11 protein-coding genes are annotated in these 17,282 nt (G+C 71.7%); 2 read left to right on the top strand and 9 right to left on the bottom strand.

Annotation, left to right across the window (positions count from 1 at the left end):
- Positions 1-41: 41 nt before the first annotated feature.
- From ACRAKI_RS13760 to ACRAKI_RS13720, 9 genes are all read right to left on the bottom strand, one after another.
- Positions 42-1,265 carry a putative PEP-binding protein gene (locus ACRAKI_RS13760; protein ID WP_447007459.1) on the bottom strand — a complete coding sequence of 408 codons (1,224 nt, stop codon included), beginning with the start codon at positions 1,263-1,265 and terminating at the stop codon, positions 42-44.
- A gap of 197 nt (positions 1,266-1,462) precedes the next feature.
- Positions 1,463-3,316: an FAD/NAD(P)-binding protein gene (locus tag ACRAKI_RS13755; RefSeq protein WP_447007458.1), complete on the bottom strand. Its 1,854-nt coding sequence runs from the start codon at positions 3,314-3,316 to the stop codon at positions 1,463-1,465.
- A gap of 85 nt (positions 3,317-3,401) precedes the next feature.
- Positions 3,402-4,274, bottom strand: coding sequence for a maleylpyruvate isomerase N-terminal domain-containing protein (locus ACRAKI_RS13750; RefSeq protein ID WP_447007457.1), 873 nt, complete (start codon positions 4,272-4,274; stop codon positions 3,402-3,404).
- A gap of 64 nt (positions 4,275-4,338) precedes the next feature.
- Complete coding sequence (locus ACRAKI_RS13745) at positions 4,339-5,334, bottom strand: carotenoid oxygenase family protein (protein WP_447007456.1); 996 nt, start codon at positions 5,332-5,334, stop codon at positions 4,339-4,341.
- Between the two features lie 197 nt (positions 5,335-5,531).
- The gene (locus tag ACRAKI_RS13740; RefSeq protein ID WP_447008416.1) at positions 5,532-7,070 is read right to left on the bottom strand and encodes an acyl-CoA carboxylase subunit beta; all 1,539 of its coding nucleotides are present in this window, start codon (positions 7,068-7,070) and stop codon (positions 5,532-5,534) included.
- Positions 7,071-7,129: 59 nt separating this feature from the next.
- A complete protein-coding gene (locus ACRAKI_RS13735; RefSeq protein WP_447007455.1) occupies positions 7,130-8,137 on the bottom strand; it encodes an SDR family NAD(P)-dependent oxidoreductase in 1,008 nt (335 codons plus the stop codon).
- 103 nt (positions 8,138-8,240) lie between these two features.
- Positions 8,241-8,729, bottom strand: a complete 489-nt coding sequence (locus ACRAKI_RS13730) for a flavin reductase family protein (protein WP_447008415.1) — start codon at positions 8,727-8,729, stop codon at positions 8,241-8,243.
- A gap of 14 nt (positions 8,730-8,743) precedes the next feature.
- Positions 8,744-9,202 (bottom strand): acyl-CoA thioesterase, encoded by a 459-nt coding sequence (locus ACRAKI_RS13725; RefSeq protein ID WP_447007454.1) that lies wholly within the window; start codon positions 9,200-9,202, stop codon positions 8,744-8,746.
- Position 9,203: 1 nt separating this feature from the next.
- Positions 9,204-14,975, bottom strand: a complete 5,772-nt coding sequence (locus tag ACRAKI_RS13720) for an SDR family NAD(P)-dependent oxidoreductase (protein ID WP_447007453.1) — start codon at positions 14,973-14,975, stop codon at positions 9,204-9,206.
- Between the two features lie 382 nt (positions 14,976-15,357).
- On the opposite strand from ACRAKI_RS13720, the gene ACRAKI_RS13715 reads away from it, so the two are divergent.
- Both ACRAKI_RS13715 and ACRAKI_RS13710 read left to right on the top strand, forming a co-directional pair.
- Positions 15,358-16,341 (top strand): hypothetical protein, encoded by a 984-nt coding sequence (locus tag ACRAKI_RS13715; RefSeq protein ID WP_447007452.1) that lies wholly within the window; start codon positions 15,358-15,360, stop codon positions 16,339-16,341.
- 49 nt (positions 16,342-16,390) lie between these two features.
- Positions 16,391-17,218 (top strand): class I SAM-dependent methyltransferase, encoded by an 828-nt coding sequence (locus ACRAKI_RS13710; protein ID WP_447007451.1) that lies wholly within the window; start codon positions 16,391-16,393, stop codon positions 17,216-17,218.
- Positions 17,219-17,282 lie beyond the last annotated feature (64 nt).

Here is a 17,282-nt window from a genome sequence, read left to right as displayed (position 1 = left end):
GGGGCCGGGGTGGGGCCGCCGGGCCCTCTGCGCGGAACAGGTCACCGCGCGCCGTTCGTCAGCCGCGCGAGGTGCTTGAGTTCCGCGGTGCACATCATGAACCGGTCCGCCGTGAGGTGCGCCAGGTAGTGGTCCACGTCCGCGCCGAGCGCGAACACGTGCACCGGGGTGCCCGCGTCACGGCCCGCCTCGACCGCCTGGCCCAGTCCGTCCATGACCGCCGGGTGCCGGGTCTGGTAGGAGGACGCCACCAGGTGGCTGCCCCGGTCCGCGGCGAGGTAGAACTGGGTCAGGTCCTTCGTCCCGACGAAGATCTCGCTCGCTCCGGCCGCGCAGAACTCGGCCGTGGAGTGCACCGCGGCGGGCGTCTCGACGAAGACCGAGAGCGGCAGGTCGTCGGGCAGGTCGAGACGCAGCCGCAGGCGCACGAACTCGTCCCGGTCGTTGATGAACGGCACCGCGAAGCTCAACCGCTCCGCGTCCGGGCCGAGCCGTTCCCGCACGTGGTTCCGGAGGGCTCGGAACGCCCGCGGGTAGTGGTCCTCCTGCAACAGCCACCGCGCGCCGTGCAGGCCCAGTTCGGGGTTGGGCTCCTGGTCCACGTCGACGTCGTTGGTGATCTGGAGGGCGTCGTCCGACCGGAGGTCGAGCAGTCGCATGACGAGACGTTGACCGGGGAGGAGTTCCTTGACGATCGCGCACAGCTCCGCCCCGATGGCGGCGCCGTAGCGCTCGGCCTCCCGGGGGCCCGCCCGGAGCGAGTCGAGCGGGCTCAGGCCGGACGAGAGGCAGACGAACTCCTCGCGGATGAAGAACGACGTCACCTGCTCGACGCGGGGGCTGAGCGCGTTCGTCGACTGGATGTCCGTCGCGTCGGCGATGACCACGCAGATCGAGCCGAGGTCATCGGGGGTGGCGGTCGGCGATGCCGTGGATCGCGCCGCCACCCCGGCCTCGCCGAGCACCACGGACTGCCGATCGGTTCGGACGGTGACCTCACCGACGATGTTGCCCAGTTCCGCCCGCGGAATCCGGAGGACCGGGATTCCGCGCGAACGGCAGAGGGATTCCATGTGACCGGTCCGGCCACCCCCGGAGCAGATCACCGCGCCGGACACGACGATGGCGTCGTAGAGTTCGGGCCCGAGCTTCTCCACCACCAGGACGGAACCGGTGCGCGGTGTGCGCGTGTGGTTTCCGGTACCCCGAACGCTCGTCGACGGCGAGCCGACGAGCAACACCCCCGGGATTTCGCGATAGCTCACGTTGGTCCTCCTACCGAATACGGTCGGCCTGGACTTGGCGAGCAAGCCGGCCCCGACACCACCCTGGAGAGCGTTACAGTCGCCCGACTCGTCACGCATCTTCTCGAATGCGAGGCGGTCGGATTACCGCGGACTCACCGGGCGGGCAATCGCGGAGTAGGCGCGGGCTGCGGAAACGTATTACGTTCGAGGTGTGCTCAGCCGACCCGCTCCTCCGCTCCGTCGAGTTCCAGAATGGCACGAAGGTCCCTCGGTGTCACCGACAGATCGGTCAATCTTTTCGTGGCGGCAACACTCACGGTGAAGCGCAACGCGCGATCGGCGGTCAACTCCATTCCATTCCGGTTGGCGATTTCCCGAATAGTTCGGATACCTTCTTCCAACCGAGCGGCCAGCGCCTCGCGGTCGCCGCGACGCCGAGCGGCCATCCGCCGCACGTCGAGCATGATCGAATACGCGACGGCGTCGTCGAATTCCCGGTCCGGCACGTCGGCCGGTGTCGCGGCGGCGTCGGGACCTTCCGCGTCGTAGCACGATTCGAGCCGGTGCAGCACGGTGGCCGCGACCTCCACCGAGTGGTTCTTGATCGCCGCGAGGTTGAACGTGAACGCGCCGGTCCGCCCGTTCCGGACGATCTCGTCGCCCTCACGCGGACTGCCCACCACCGAGATCGGCCCTGACGGGGTGCCTTCCGCGCCGAGGAGGTTGCCGCGACCGTCCACCTCGACTCCCCGCCCGGTGCGCTGGTGCGAGAGGGCGACCCCCTTCCGCAGGAGGTTCGCCCAGAGCCTCGACTCGACCCTCTCGTAGTCCGACTCACGGCCGAAGTTCGAGATCACCAGATCCGCTGCGACGGTCCGCGCTCCCCCTCGCCCCGAGACGGTCAGGGCCAGCGTGCCGTTGTCGGTGCGGCGGATCCCCTGGACCCGGCCGGCGGTGAGCACGACCTGCCCTCCGACCACGGCGGCGTCGACTATCCCGGTGGTGTACCGCATGGCGCTGACCCGCAGCACCGCCAACAGGCTCCCGTAGCTGTCGAGGAGGGCGCGGAGTTCGGTCGACGGTATGCGCGCCAGGATCGCCGGGAGGTACGGCTCCCACGACTTGGCGACCCGTTCCGCCACCACCACCGGCGACACGTCCGGGTGATCGCGGACGACGTCGGCGCAGGCCTGCTTCCACTCCGCGGTGAAGCGGCGGACGAAGGCTTCGCGTCCTTCGTAGGTCTCGGCGTCGAGCCGAGGGGGCGGCAGGCTGAGGACGTCGTGCCGGTGGGCCGGCGGGTAGGACCGGGGTGTCAGGCCGGAGCCCGAGATCATGTGGATCTCGCCCGTGTGCCCCTGGCGCAGGAGCAGCGTGGCCGAGTCGTACGCGGTGAGCAACGTGCCGATGATGGCCACCGCACCGTCCTTCCGGACGCCGAGGAGCCGTTCGATCCCGGATTCCGTGTACGGGTTCCGCACGAATGACGGGTGGTCCAGCACCTCGGCGGCGAAAGCGGGGTACTTCACCTCGAGCCCGGTCGCGAGAATGACGTGATCGGCTTCGATGACGTCCCGACCTGCCTCCGCGCCGCTCGAACCGTCGATGACCACGTGGACGCGGTCGGCCCGCACCTCCAGGTCGACCGCTTCCCCGTCCTGCTCGACCAGGGTCACGCCGTGCTGCGCTTCCCGGGCGGCTTCGGCGAGGCGTTCGGCGAGGTAGTCGGAGTAGATCCGACGGGGTGCGGGACCGGATTCGGTGAACGTGAAGCCGCTCCACTCGGCGGGCCAGTCGGCCCGGTCCGCCTCCTGGTTGGCCCAGCGCACGAAGTCGTCGACGTCCTCCCGGAAAGCCGACATGCGACCGGCTTGGATGTTGAAGACGTGGCACCAGTGGTTGCCGTCCCGCTGGTACGCCACTCCCGAGTTGCGGTATTCGGGCTTCCGCTCGACCAGTACCACCTGTAATGGCTCCCGGGCGAATCGGAGCAGGCGTATGGCGGTCGCGGTGCCGGCCAACCCGGCGCCGACGATCACAACCCTGCGGAATCGGTCGAAGCGGTTCACTGAGCCACCCCTGTCCTCTCGGGCCCGACTGACAACGACAAAACGACTCGACCGCGAGTCGAGTCGTCCGATAGCGGCTACCGCGTCAGGGCAGCCGGACCTTCCGCAGGAACGCCGGCAGCAGCCAGGGCCGTCTCCCCCGCACCACGACGGCCCCGGTGAGCGCCGCGCGGGCGTAGGTCATCCGGTGGAACAGCGCCAGGTTCAGCCCGGCGGGCCGGAAGCGGAGCCGCACGTCGGAGTCCCCGTCCGGCTCCTCCACGGTGACCACGCCCTCGTTCAGGACGAGCACCACGGGGGTCGTGTGGTCGGAGCGGAACTCCACCGCGATGCGCCCCGGCCGCACCGGGCGGTCGTCGTCCAACAGGCAGCCGTAGCCGTGCCGGATGATCTCGACCAGGAAGAGCTCGAAGAACAACGCCGCCTGCTCGTCGGCGACCGGCCACGGCACCTTGACCGCCCGCGCGACGTCCCGGCCGTGGACGAGCAGTTCGTTGACCATGTGGGCGAACACGCCGGCCACCGGGACCTGCGAGCCGCCGAGCCAGCCGACGGTGCGCCGCGGGTCGGTGTCGGCGGTCGCGTCCAGCATCCCGTCGATCGAGGCGCGCAGCCGTTCGACCAGTCGCACCGGGTCGCGTTCGGTGAAGCTGCGCAGCTGGCCGGGGTTCAGCCCGGTGTGGATGTTGTCGACCGTGGTCGTCGCCACGTGCGGGGTGACGCCGGGGATCGGCAACTCCTGCTCCGTCTCGGCGACCATCGCGGTGTTGTTCCAGGCGATGCCGGTCACGTGCGCCGCGGTGACCGCCACCGACCAGTCCTCGGTGGCGAGGACGGAGGGGTCCGGCACGGACAGGACCAGGTCCGCGAACCGCTCACCGGCTTCGCGGACGGCGGTGCGGGCGGCCTGCCACTTCCCGGGCGTGATCCGGCTTGCCGCGGCCGTGCTCTGAGCCATCGGTTCCCCAACTGTGTTCAGGCCGGATGCTGTCCAGGCGGGACGTGTTCGAGCGGGGCGTGGTTCAGGCCGGACGTGCCGGGAGCCACGTGGCGCGCGGGGCCGACTCGACCCGGAACGGCAGCCGCACCACCGCTACCGGCGGACCGGCCAGGTCGGACGCGTCCAGCACCAGGACCTCGTCACCGACGACGGCCACCACCCACCCGTCGCCCTCGTCCTCGCCGCGCGCCACGAACACCGGCTGACAGGGCGTGACGTCCAGCTCGCGGCGCCACGTGCAGCCGAGGGCGATGTCGTGGCGGACGAGCGCGGTGCCGGACGCGCCGAACACGTAGCGGTGGTGGCGGCCGGTCATCCGGTCGTCGACGACGGCGACGTCCAGCTCGGGCAGGTCGACGCTCCGCACGGCGCCGGTGGCGAGGTCGAGCGTGTGGCGGCGCAGGACGCCGGGCGCCCAGATCGCGTCCACGACCACGCGGTCGAGGTCTTCGTAGGCGTTGACGACGGACAGCACCTCGCCGTCGCCGACGTCGAACCAGCGCGGGTGGCCGCAGTCGAGCAGACCAAGCCGCGTGGGGCCGGTGGCACGGCCGGAGTACGGGTCGCGCAGGCCGACGAGCTGGGCGGCCCGGCTGAAGTAGGGCGGCGAGTCGAAGAGCACCACGAACCGCTCCGTGACACCGACCGCCCGCATGCGGGGCGCGCCGTCCAGCGGGAAGGGCTCGGCGTGCAGCGCTTCGCCGTCGGCGGCGAGCGTGATGTGCTCGGCGTAGCCCAGGTCGGGGTGCGACATCGCGGTGTGCCAGGTCTTGCCGTCGAAAACCGGCGGTGCCATGGTGGCGCCGGCAGCTTGGTCGGCAGGCGCGAGCGCGGTCGGCCGAGGCCCCCGGTACCACTGCGCGCCACCGGACCCGAGCCGGACGCCCGACACGCCGTACTTGCCGGCCCAGACGAGCGCCCCGTCCAGCCCGGCCGGCAGAGCCCCGCGCACCACCAGCGCTTCCGCGACTTCCCGCACCTGTGCGACCACGCCCACCACCCCGTCCAGGCATTCCATAACACCGTCTTACTACATTTATAGCGGTGTTATGGAACCCCGTCAAGTCACCACGACGAAGTTCCGCACCGTCCCCGAGCGGGCCCGGTGGCCCAGCGGGTGCAGCGGCGCGTTCAGGCGTGGTTGGGGTGGGTCGGCCACGACAACGGCACCCGGCCTCGGGGGCCGGGTGCCGTTGTCGCCTTGGGGAGGCGGTTCTACAAGGGGACGTTGCCGTGTTTGCGCGCCGGGGCGGGGCGGCGCTTGTTCCGCAGCATGGCCAGACCCCGGGCCACGGCGGAACGGGTGTGGGACGGGTCGATCACGTCGTCCACCAAGCCGCGCTCGGCGGCGTAGTAGGGGTGCACCAGTTGCTCCGAGTACTCGGTCAGCAGTTCGGCGCGCAGGGTGTCCGGGTCGGCGGCGGCCGTCAGCTCCTTGCGGAAGATGACGTTCACCGCTCCCTCCGCGCCCATGACGGCGATCTCGTTCGTGGGCCACGCCAGTGACAGGTCCGTGCCGATGGACCTCGAATCCATCACGATGTACGCGCCCCCGTACGCCTTCCGCAGGATCACCTGGATGCGCGGAACGGAGGCCTCGCAGTACGCGTACAGCAGCTTCGCCCCGTGCCGGATGACGCCCGCGTGCTCCTGCGCCGTACCCGGCAGGAACCCCGGGACGTCCACGAGGGACACCAAGGGGATGCCGAACGCGTCGCAGAAGCGGACGAACCGCGCCGCTTTCTGGGACGCCTCGATGTCGAGCACGCCCGCCAGCACGATCGGCTGGTTGCCGACCAGACCCACGACCTCGCCGTCGACCCGGCCGAACGCCACCACCACGTTCCGCGCCCAACCCTCGTGGACTTCGAGGAACTCCCCGTCGTCCACCAGTTCCTCGATCACCCTGCGCATGTCGTAGGGCTTGTTCGGCTCCACCGGCACGATCGAGGCCAACGCCGGGCGCTCGTCGTCCACCGCCCCGACCGCTTCGTAGGCAGGCGGCGGCTCCAGGTTGTTCGACGGCAGCAACGACACCAGGTACCGGACGTCCTCCAGGCACGACTCCTCGTCGTCGTGGACGAACGACGCCACACCCGACAGCTCCCCGTGCACCGACGCGCCGCCCAGGGCCTCGTGGCTCACCTGCTCGCCGCTGACCGAGGCCACCACGTCCGGCCCGGTCAGGTACATCTTCGCCGTGTCACGGACCATGAACGTGAAGTCGGCCAGCGCCGGCGAGTACGCGGCGCCGCCCGCGCACGGCCCCAGCACCACGGCGATCTGCGGGATGATGCCGGACGCCCGCACCTGCCGGAGGAAGATGCCGCCGTAGCCGTCCAGCGCCATCACGCCCTCCTGGATGCGCGCACCACCGCTGTCGTTCAACGCGATGACCGGCGACCCGGTGTCGAGCGCCATGTCCAGCACCTTGTGGATCTTCGCCGCGTGCGCCTGGCCGAGCGACCCGCCGAAGATGGTGAAGTCCTGCGCGTAGACGAACACCCGCCGCCCGTCGATCGTGCCCGAGCCCGCCACCACGCCATCGGTGTGCGGACGGTGCTCGGACACCTTCAGGCCGTGCGCCTGGTGCCGCCGGTACAGCTCGATCTCGGTGAACGAACCCTTGTCGAGCAACATCTCCAGGCGTTCACGTGCGGTGTGCTTGCCGAGCGCGCTCTGCCTGCGCACCGTCTCGGCGTTCGACACCGCGCGGTCGCGCAGGTCGTCATTGCGCTCCCTGAGCAGTTCCATCGTCCGCACGGGCAGCTCCGGCCGGAAGTCCGAGCGCCCGTTGAGCCGTTCCGAAGTCGTCATCGCAGGCCTGCCTGCCTTGAGCTCAACGCTCCCGTGTCGGCGAGCCACCGCGCGGTCTCGGCGACCGTGTCGGTGAACGGACGGGGCTTCAGGTCGAGCGTGCTCGCCGCCGGGTCGACCCGGACCGCCGCGCCGACCGTGGCTATCGCCCCGTGCTCGGCGGGGATGTGCCACGGCCACGCGGGCTGCACCAGGTCGACGAGCCGACCGACGGGCGTCATCATCGCGGGCGGCAGGAAGACCGCGGGCAACGACCGCCCGGTGGCCTCCCTGACGCCGTCGAGGTAGTCCCGCGTGGTCAGGTAGCGACCAGGAGCGAAGTGCCGCCCGGTCACGGCCGGGGACAGCAGCGCCAGGTGCAGCGCCGCCGTGTCCCTGACGTCGCCGATCTGGAGGCCGCCCTCGGGCCACATCGGCATGATCCCGCGCAACGTGTCGCGCAGCCGCCCGGTCTGGTCGCCGAGCTTCGGGTCGTGCGGCCCGAGGAGCGCCGGCGGGTAGCTGACGACCACCGGCGCCCCCTCCTCCTGGTGCCGCCGCGCGATGGCCTCCGACGCGGCCTTGGTCGCCGCGTACGGCTCACTGGTCGTGCCCACCGGCGACTGCTCGTGGATCACCCGCACGCCGGGTCCGAACAGCGCCGCGATGCTGGACACGTGGACGATCCGGCCCACTCCGGCACGGCGGGCGGCGTTGAGCACCACCTCCGTGCCCCTGGCGTTGGTGCGCACCATCTCCGCACGCCTGCGCCGGTCGAACGAGTACACCGAGGCGGCGTGGACCACGGCGTCCGCGCCCCGCACCGCCTCGGCGACCGCGTGGTCCCCGGTCACGTCGCCGACCACGACGTCCAGCGCGTCGGACGGCACCTCCAGCGGACGCAGGGCCACGCTCACCGCGTCGGCGTCGCGGACCAGCAGGCGGACCCGGTGGCCGGCACGGACCAGCTCCGCCACCGTGTGCGCGCCGACGAACCCGGTACCTCCGGTGACGGTCACCAGCATCTGCGACTCCCTCCACGAACCGAACCGGGCAAAACCGAAGCGAACCGAGCCGGAGCACAGGACCGAGCGGAACCGACCCCGACCCGGATCCCGGGCGAACGGGTCAGAGCTCGTGGAACGCGCTGCCGTAGAACAACAGCGCGTTCGTGCCCGCGCCCCGGCTGCAGCTGAGCACCTGACCGAGGAAGATCGTGTGATCCCCGCCGTCGTGCCACTGCACGAGTTCGCACTCCAGCCACGCCAGCGACCCGGTCAGCAGCGGCGCGCCGCTGACCGGACCCTCCTGCCAGTCGACCGCGTCGAACTGCTCCTGGCCGAGCGGCCGGCGCTTGTCCGCGAAGTACTTCGCCGACGAGCGCTGGGCGGCGCCCAGGATCGACACGCCGAACCGCTTGGTGTCGGCGATCGCGTCGTGCATCACCGCCGAGCGGGAGATGCAGCACAGCACCAGCGGCGGGTCCAGCGAGACGGACGTGAAGGCGTTCGCCGTCATGCCGTGCGCGCGCTCGCCACCGACCGTCAGCACCGTGACGCCGGTCGCGAACAGGGACATGGCGTCCCGAAGCGAGGTCTCCTCCATCGTGGGGGCCATCTCGTACACGTCCCTCACCCCCCCAGTCCGGCGCGGGTCAGCACCGGGGTCTCGGCGTAGGGCGCGAGCGCCTTGCGCAGGTCCTCGGGGACCCGGGAGGGCACGGTGTCGGTGTTCGGGCCGCGCATGCACGCGATCCGCTGCCTGCCCTTGGCGACCAGGACCTCCTGGCCGCCGGTGACCTTGACGTAGTCGAAGCTGAACTGGATCTGCGTCTGGGTCAGCTCCTCCAGCCGCATCCGCACCGACAGGTCGTCGAAGAGGGTGATCTCGGCGAAGAACTCGCACTCCACCTTGAGGGTGAACAGCTTGAGGTCGTCGCGCAGGTCCTCCAGCACGCTCGGCGCGTTCTCCTTGAGGAACATCTCCCGGCACCGCCCCTGCCACCGCAGGTAGTTCACGTAGTACACGTTGCCGACGAGGTTCGTCTCCTCGAAGCCGACGGTGTGGCGGATCTCGTAGTAGCCCGACACGTCAGTCCTCCTTGCCCACGAGCACCGCGAACACCACCGGCTCCGGCCGGTCGCTGACGGTGGTCACCCAGGTGGCGACTTTCGCGTCGCCGGTCGACAGCACGGCCCAGCCGTCCGGGTGGACCCGGTCGACCGTCAGTGCCTGCGTGGTGGACCCGGTCTTGCGCAGGCACTCCAGCGCGCTCCACACCCGGGTCCCGGCGATCGCCGCCGTCTCGCCCACCTCGGCGGCGAGCAGGTCGCGGACGGCGAGCAGGTCGCCGCCCAGCAGACCGGTCCAGTCCTCCTCCGTCCGCATCACGGCCGGCTCGACGTCCACGCCGAGCGTGCCGCCCGAGGCCGCCGCGGCGAACGTGACACCGGCGCCGTGCGAGGCGGACACCTCGACGCCGTCCACCTCGGGCTTGCCGTCCGGCCGGTAGCGCACCTCGACGGGTCGGTCGAGCACCCGGCCGAGCGCGAGCGCGGTCTGCGCCCGGCGTCCGGGTGCGGCGTCGGTCGGGTCGGGCTCGACCACCACCGCGCGGCTGCCGCCCAGGACGCGTTCCAGCGAGCGCTCCAGGTACGAGCCGAGCATGGTCGGCGTCCACGGCCCGGCGCCGTCACGCTTGCGCACGGCCCGCAGCACCAGGCCCTCCCACCGCTCGACGAGCCGCCCGTCGGGGTCGCGGACGTCCAGGTCGTAGGTGTAGCTGTCGCCGTCCTGCGACCGTTCCCGCGCGTCGAGCACCACGTACTCGGCGAACTGGTCGACCTGCGAGGCCAGGTAGAGCCGTTCCACGCTCTGCGGCAGCAACGTCGCGTCGGGGACGCAGCACTGGATGGCGTGCATCATCACGTCCCGCGTGCCGGGATCGGCCAGCAGCCGTTCCTGCGGCAGGAACGGGGCGAACCAGGAGGCGACGGACGTCGTGGCGACCTCGGCCACGGCGCGCCGGGCGCTCGCCTTCCGGTAGGCCTGGAGGCGTTGGAACCGCTTGCCCTGGAACAGGACGCTGCCGTACAGCTCGGTGACCGGGTCGACCGGCACGAGCGGCAGCACGGCCGCGCCGTCGACCGGCTCGCCGGGGATCTCCGGCCGCGGGAACCGCAGCCTGGCCCGGAAGTGGTCGGCGGAGAAGCCCGTGTCCTCGGCGCGGATCACCACGTCCACGGTCCCGGCGTCGCGGACCAGCGCCGCGAGCCGCACGGTCAGCGAGCCCGCCGGCCGCACGACCACCGGCCGCAGGAACTCCACGTCCTCCAACATCGGCGGTCCGTCGTGCCCGGTGAGCGCGGACGCCACCTGGGTCATCGCCTCCATCCCGATGACGGCCGGGAACAGCAGGTCGCCTTCGAGCAGGTGGTCGCCCAGGTACGGGTCGCTGCCGTTGGACAGGTCGGCCTCGGTGACCAGCTCCACCGCCGGGTAGTGGACCAGGACCCGGTCCACGAACCGGGCCAGCGGCAGTTCGGTGCGCTCCAGCTCCACCGTCGGCAGGCCCGCGGCGCGGCCGGAGACCACCAGGACGGGGCCCACGGTCGGGTCCGCCAGCACTTCGCGGAGCACCGCGATGCCGGCATCGGTGGAGATCGGGGTGATGCCGTCGCGCATCAGCGCCTCGACCACGCCCAGCCGCTCCCCCATGCCCGCGCCGGACCAGACGGACCACTCCAGCGCCAGCACCCTCGCCCGCGGGTGCTTCACGCCGAAGTCGACGGTCAGCTCGGACATCCAGTCGTTGGCGGTGGCGTAGTGCGCCTCACCGCGCAGCCCGGCCCGGCCGATGATGCTGCCGAACGTGACCAGCAGCTTGATCCGGTCCGCGTCCACCGCGTCCAGCACCGCGCCCAGGCCGGTGACCTTGGGCGCCAGCGTGGCGTGGAAGTCCTCTTCGGACAGTCCGGTCAACGCCTTCGGCTCGTTGCGGCCCGCGCCGTGCAGCACGGCCGTGACCTCGCCCAGCTCGGCGCGGAACCGGGCCACGACGGCGGCGATCTGGTCGGCGGACGTCACGTCCGCCCGCTGGTACCGGTGGGTGATGCCGGCCGCCGTCATCCGGGCCAGGTTGGCGGCCAGTTCCGCGTCTTCGGCGGGGTCCGCGCGGCCGATCAGGGCCAGGGACGCGCCCGAGTCGGTCGCCATCGCGATGGCGCACTCGGCCGTGATGCCCTTGCCGCCGCCGGTCACCAGCAGCACGTCGCCGGAGTCCAGCGGACTGCCTTGGGCTTGGCCCGACACCGCCCGCAGCACGGGCACGGTCCGCACGCCGTCGGCGTCGTAGCGCACCTGGGTGAAGCCGGTGTTGGTCGCGACCTCGGCGGCGATCCGACGCACCGGGTCGCTCTCGGGGCCGGTCTGCTCGGGGGCGAGGTCGATCAGCGTCACGGGGATGTGCGGCGCCTCCAGGTGCAGCGTGCGGGCCATGCCCGACGCGCCGAGCCGGTGCTGCACGACCGCGAGCTGCCGACCGGACGCCAGCGCGTCGCGCGCGGCCTCCAGGAACAGGCCGACGTGCGCGTCACCGCCTTCGGGTGGCAGCAGCAGGAGCACGCCGTCACCCGGCAGCCCGGCCTTCAGCGGCTCGGCCAGCGGGTGGCCCGCGGGGGCGTGGACCGTCCACTCCCCCACCGGCGCCGCCTGCGTGAGCACGAGTTCGCGCTCGACGTGCGACACCAGGAACGGACGCACCCACGGTGCGACGCCCGGAACCTCGCCGCTGTCGCGTTCGTCGGTGTGCGCGGTGGTGGCCAGCTCGTCGATGAGGTCGGCGAGTTCGCCCAGGCGCACGGTGGCGAAGTTCGGCGTGGACTCCAGGGTGGGGCGGCCCAGGGTGCGGGTGACCTCGTTGACGAGCTGGCCGACCGTGATGGAGCTCAGGTGCAGGTCGTCCAACGGGTGGGTGGACGGGGAGACCGCCTCCAGCGGCAGTTCCACGCGTTGCGCGGCGAGGCGGCACAGCAGGTCCAGCGTGGACTCGCCGCCCGCGTCCGCCGCCGGTCGGGACACCTCGGCGGACACGACCGGGTCGCCGGTCGGCTCGGCCGCGAGGAGACCGGTGTCGAGGGCGGGAGCCGTCTCGCAGGGGCTCGCCAGGAACGTCATCGAGCCGTCCAACGGCAGGTCGCGTGCCACGCGGTCGCCGAACAGGACGTCCGTGCGGATCGGCGCGCCCAGGACGTGCGCCGCGCCGACGACGGTCAGCAGCGGCGAGAGGGACGCGCTGTCGCTGTCCACGGACAGCACCGGCTTGCCCGGTGCGATCTCCTCCAGCAGGCCGGCGAGGACTCGGCCGGGGCCGACCTCCACGACCAGGTCGCTGACCGCGGCGGCCTTGGCCGCGGCCTCGTGGAACCGGACCGGGAACAGGACCTGGTCGCGCAGCAGCTCGCGCAGGTCGGTGCCCGCCTCCAGCACGTCACCCGTCACGGTGGAGTGCACCGGGCGGATCAGCCGGCCGAAGTCGAAGTCGACCAGCCGTTCCGCCATGGCCTCCGCCGCCGGTGCGACCAGCCGCGAGTGGAAGGCGTGGGACACGTTGATGCGGGTGGCGTGCACGCCCGCGGCCCGCGCCACCGCGCACACCCGGTCCACGGCCTCGGCCGGGCCGGACAGCACGGTCTGCCCCGGGCTGTTGTAGCCGGCGATCACCACGTCCTCGCCGGCCGCCAGCTCCAGCGCACGCTCGGGACCCGCCGCCAGACCGGCCATCGCGCCGCCGCCCTTGCTGGCGGCGGCCATGACCCGCCCGCGTTCGGTGGCGAGCGTCAGCACCCGGCGGGCGTTGAGCGAGCCGCCCCAGTGCACGGCGGTCAGCTCACCGAGGCTGTGGCCCACGGCGGTGTTCGCCTCGATGCCCAGCTCCCGCAGCACGTTCAGCGCGGCGAGCGACCCGGCGACGATGCGCGGCTGCGCGACCTCCGTGGCCACCTGGTCGCCGTTGGTCGGCAGACCCGCGGTCCGGAAGACCTCCTCCGCGACGGTGAACCGGCGGCGGAGGGCGCCGACCGCGCCCCGGCCGGAACCCTGGCCGGGGAACAGGAACGCCAGGCGCGGCGCCGTGGGCCGGTCGTCCAGGAACACGCCGTCAGCGGAGTCGAACACGGTCTCGCCCTGGTCCACGGCGGCGATCAGTCTCGTCACCTTGCGCTCGGCCTCGTCCGGCGTGCGGGCCACCACCGCGGCACGCAGCGACGCGCCGGTGAGTCGGGCGGCCAACGTCGACGCGAGGTCGCCCAGTTCGGCGAACGCCAGCTTCGGCGCCAGCGCGGCCACCTCCACCAGCCGTGCCTTCAGCGACGCGCGGTCCGTGGCGTCGAACAGCAGCACCTCGGCGTCCTGGCGGCCGGCGACCAGCGCCTTCGTGCGGCTGTCGATCTCGCCGCGCCGGGACGCGTCGGGCGCGGCCTCCAGCGCGATGTGCGTGTTGATGCCGCCGAAGCCCATGGCCGACACGCCGGCGCGCACCGGTCGGTCCTCCGGCCACAGCTCGGCGTCGCGCGGCACGTACATCACCGCGTCGTCGGCGGTCAGCTTCGGGTGCGGGTCGACCTGGCCGGTGCCCGGCGGGATGACCTGGTGGTGCACGGCGAGGGCCGCTTTGATCAGCCCGGCGACCCCCGCCGCTGCCTTGGTGTGCCCGAAGTTGCCCTTCACGGTGCTCAGCGCGGCGGGCCGGGCGTTCGGGTCGGCCATCCGGCGGGCCGAGGACAGCGCCTCGATCTCCGTCTCGTCGCCGAGCGCGGTGCCCGTGCCGTGGCCCTCGAAGTAGGACACGGTCTCCAGGCCGTAGCCGGCCCGGCCGTAGGCCCGGTACAGGGCGAGGCGGTGGCCCTCCGCCTCGGGACGGGTCATGCCGCCCTTGCCGTCCGAGGAGATGCCCCAACCCGCGATCGTGGCGTAGATGCGGGCGCCCTTGGCCAGCGCGTCCTCCTCGCGCATCAGCACGAGGGAACCGGCGCCTTCACCGGGCCAGAAGCCGTTGGAGTCCTTGTCGTAGACCTTCATGTCGCCCTTGGCGAGCGCGCCGGTCTTGGCGAAGCCGATGACCTCGAACGGGTCGATCGACAGGTCGACACCGCCCGCGATGGCCACGTCCATGTCGCCGTCGGACAGCGCCTTGGCGGCCGTGGCGACGGACAGCAGCGACGAGGAGCACGCGCCGTCGACGGTGTAGCCGCCGCCGTGCAGGTCGAAGTAGTTGCAGATGCGGCCCGCGATGGTGTTCGCCAGGCCGCCCGCGAGGGAGTCCTCGTCGATCGCCGGGAACGGCGCCTTGTACTGCACTTCCAGCTCGCGCAGGAAGCCCGCGGTCTCGTCCTCGGGCCAGCCCTTCGCGGTCAGCGCCGCGGCGACCGTGCGCCGCACGTACGGCCAGCGCAGACGCATGATGTTGGCGCGGGAGAACTCGCCGGTGAGGCTGTTGCCCAGCACCACGCCGGTGGTCCGCCTCGGCAGCCCCTCGCCGTCCGGGAAACCCGCGTCGGCCAACGCCCGCGCGGCCACGTCCAGCGCCAACCAGTGCGTCAGGTCCGTGGACCGGAACGTGCTGCCGGCCACGCGGTAGCGGACCCGGTCGAACTCGAAGTCGCGCAGCACGGCCGCCTTGGTGGAGTAAAAGCGGTCCGGCGTCTCGGGGTCGGGAGAGTAGTAGTCCGCCTGGTTCATCCGCTCGTCGGGCAGCCTGCGGAAGGCCCGTCGACCGGCCAGGACGTTTTCCCACAGTTCCCCAGTGGAACCGGCATCGGGGTAGCGCAGGCCGATGCCGACGATTGCGATCCGCTCACTGCTCATGCTTTCACCGTCTTTGAGGACATCGGGGGGGTCAGTCCGGATAATGCCGTCGCGTCGCTATACCGTTAACACGAACGGCGCTTCTGACAATGTCGCAACGTAAGACTGACGGACACCCCCAGTACATTGCTTCTCCAATTTTGCCCTCTGACCTGCGGTATTCCATAACAGCGTGATTTGAATTGTCGAAGAAGTCGCACAACTACTCGCGACTGGCCCGTGCACGCCTCCTGCCTGCGGTCCTAACGGTCCGCGACCGTTCGGCCGATCAACTGCGCACTTCTGAAGAAGGCACTATGCCTTTCACCCTGGGATGCTGGACCAGCCCCTAGTGCGCCCCGCCGAAAACAGGGTTCAACGGCATGCTCCGGAGAGGGACCAGATGGCACGCACCGGAACCGACAAGATCGACCCGAGGTTGTCCGCAACGGCGATCACCGGCACGTCCTCGTTCGTCAACGGCCACTTCCCGAACCGGCGCTGGCTCGTCGTCGCGCTGAGCTCGCTGGCCGGCTTCCTGCTGACCGTGGTCTGGTCGGCGCACTTCGTCGACTCGACGATCGGCGACAACGTCGCCAACACGCTCCTCGGTCACGACGCCAAGGGGACCCCGATCGAGGGCATCCTGTCGGGCGTCGCGTTCGCGTTCGTCAGCGGCATCGCGGGCACGTTCACCGCGTGCAACATCGCCGCCTTCGGCGCCGTCGCGCCCATGCTCGGCGCCGCGGAGACCCGCTGGGCCCGGCTGCGCGGCGCGCTCAAGCCGATCGGGTGGCTGGCGGTCGGCATCATCCCGGTGTCCGCGCTGTACGGGGTGCTGGTCGGGATCGTCGGCACGCGCATGCCGCAGTTCTCCACCGCGGCGTCGGTGCCCGGCACGCTGAACAGCCGCAGCATCCAGACCCTGATCGTGTTCGGCGTGATCGGGCTCGTGATGATCTACATGGGACTCGCCGCGCTCGGCCTCGTGCGCGACCCGTTCCGCCGGATCTCCCAGCGGTTCCCGAACGCGCCGATGGTGTTCATGGGCGTGCTGATCGCCGCGTTCCTGATCGGCCGCCCGTTCGCCCTGTTCCGGCAGATGTTCCGGGACGCGGCGGAGAGCCACAACCCGCTGTACGGCGCCGCCGCGTTCACCCTCCAGTCGGTGGGCAACATCGTGATCATCGCCCTGATCTTCCTCGCGCTGGCCTACTTCACCGGCGGCCGGTTGCAGCGGTGGCTCACGGCGAAGCCGTCCCGGGTCGCCACGATCACGGCCGCCGCGCTGATCGTGGCGGGCGTCTTCACGTTCCTGTACTGGGACGTCAGGTTGCTGGCCCGGCGGGAGATCATCCCGTGGTACCCGATGGCACCGTGGTCCTGACGCCGCCGAAGGCCGCCGCCTGCCGCTAGGCGGCGAATACCATCGCGACATGTCTGACACCGGGCGAGAGAAGACCCTGCGCGCCTTCGACGCCGCCGCGGCCGATTTCACCGCACTCGGGCTCCACCTGTGGAACCCGATCGGTACGGCGACCGCGGCGGCAGCACGGCTCCGACCGGGCGACCGCGTCCTCGACGCCTGTTGCGGCACCGGCGCTTCCGCGATCCCGGCGGCACGCCAGGTCGGCGCGGGCGGTGTGGTGGACGCCGTCGACCTGTCCGGCCCGATGGTCGCGGAGCTCCGCCGGCTCGCGGCCGACCTGCCGCAGCTGCACGCCCACGCGGCCGACGTGACGAAGTGGGACGCCGACGCCTACGACGCCGTCCTGTGCGCGCTCGGCATCTTCTTCCTCCCCGACATGACGGCCGACACCGACCGGCTGATCTCCCGGGCCCGCCCCGGTGGTCGGGTCGTGCTCACCATCTGGCGCGGCGGGTCGATGCACACCGCCGGCGAGCACCTCGGCCGCGCGGTCGCGACGGTCACCGGCACCCCGGCCGAGGAACGCGAGCCTCGCCCCGTCGACCGGATCAACCAGGCCGACAGCTACGCCGAGTGGCTGACGGAGCGCGGCCTGGTCGACGTGGAGGTCGCGGAGCACGAGTTGCGACTGACCATGACGCCCGAGGTGGCGTGGCTGGTGATCACGGGGTCCGGCTACCGCCGCGGTCTCGCCGGGCTCGACGCCGACACCGTCGAAGCCGTGCGCCGGCAGTACCTCGACTCGCTCAGCGCGGACGGCGTGGCCGAACTCGAAGCCACGACCCTGATCGGCACCGGCACCGCCGACCACGCCCGCTCGGCACGGAGGGAGTAGGCGGCGCGCCGACCAGGTCGGGACGATCAGGGCGGGCGGCACCCCCGTCGCCCTGGTCAACCCG

It is taken from the genome of Saccharothrix isguenensis (assembly GCF_052936305.1).
This window is presented reverse-complemented; position numbering and strand designations above follow the sequence as displayed.

Excerpts from the sequence above, each read along its gene's own strand:
- ACRAKI_RS13750 (WP_447007457.1), bottom strand. The coding sequence starts at position 4,274 with ATGGCTCAGAGCACGGCCGCGGCAAGCCGGATCACGCCCGGGAAGTGG.
- ACRAKI_RS13745 (WP_447007456.1), bottom strand. The coding sequence starts at position 5,334 with ATGGAATGCCTGGACGGGGTGGTGGGCGTGGTCGCACAGGTGCGGGAA.
- ACRAKI_RS13740 (WP_447008416.1), bottom strand. The coding sequence starts at position 7,070 with ATGGAACTGCTCAGGGAGCGCAATGACGACCTGCGCGACCGCGCGGTG.
- ACRAKI_RS13735 (WP_447007455.1), bottom strand. The coding sequence starts at position 8,137 with ATGCTGGTGACCGTCACCGGAGGTACCGGGTTCGTCGGCGCGCACACG.
- ACRAKI_RS13730 (WP_447008415.1), bottom strand. The coding sequence starts at position 8,729 with ATGGCCCCCACGATGGAGGAGACCTCGCTTCGGGACGCCATGTCCCTG.
- ACRAKI_RS13720 (WP_447007453.1), bottom strand. The coding sequence starts at position 14,975 with ATGAGCAGTGAGCGGATCGCAATCGTCGGCATCGGCCTGCGCTACCCC.
- ACRAKI_RS13715 (WP_447007452.1), top strand. The coding sequence starts at position 15,358 with ATGGCACGCACCGGAACCGACAAGATCGACCCGAGGTTGTCCGCAACG.
- ACRAKI_RS13710 (WP_447007451.1), top strand. The coding sequence starts at position 16,391 with ATGTCTGACACCGGGCGAGAGAAGACCCTGCGCGCCTTCGACGCCGCC.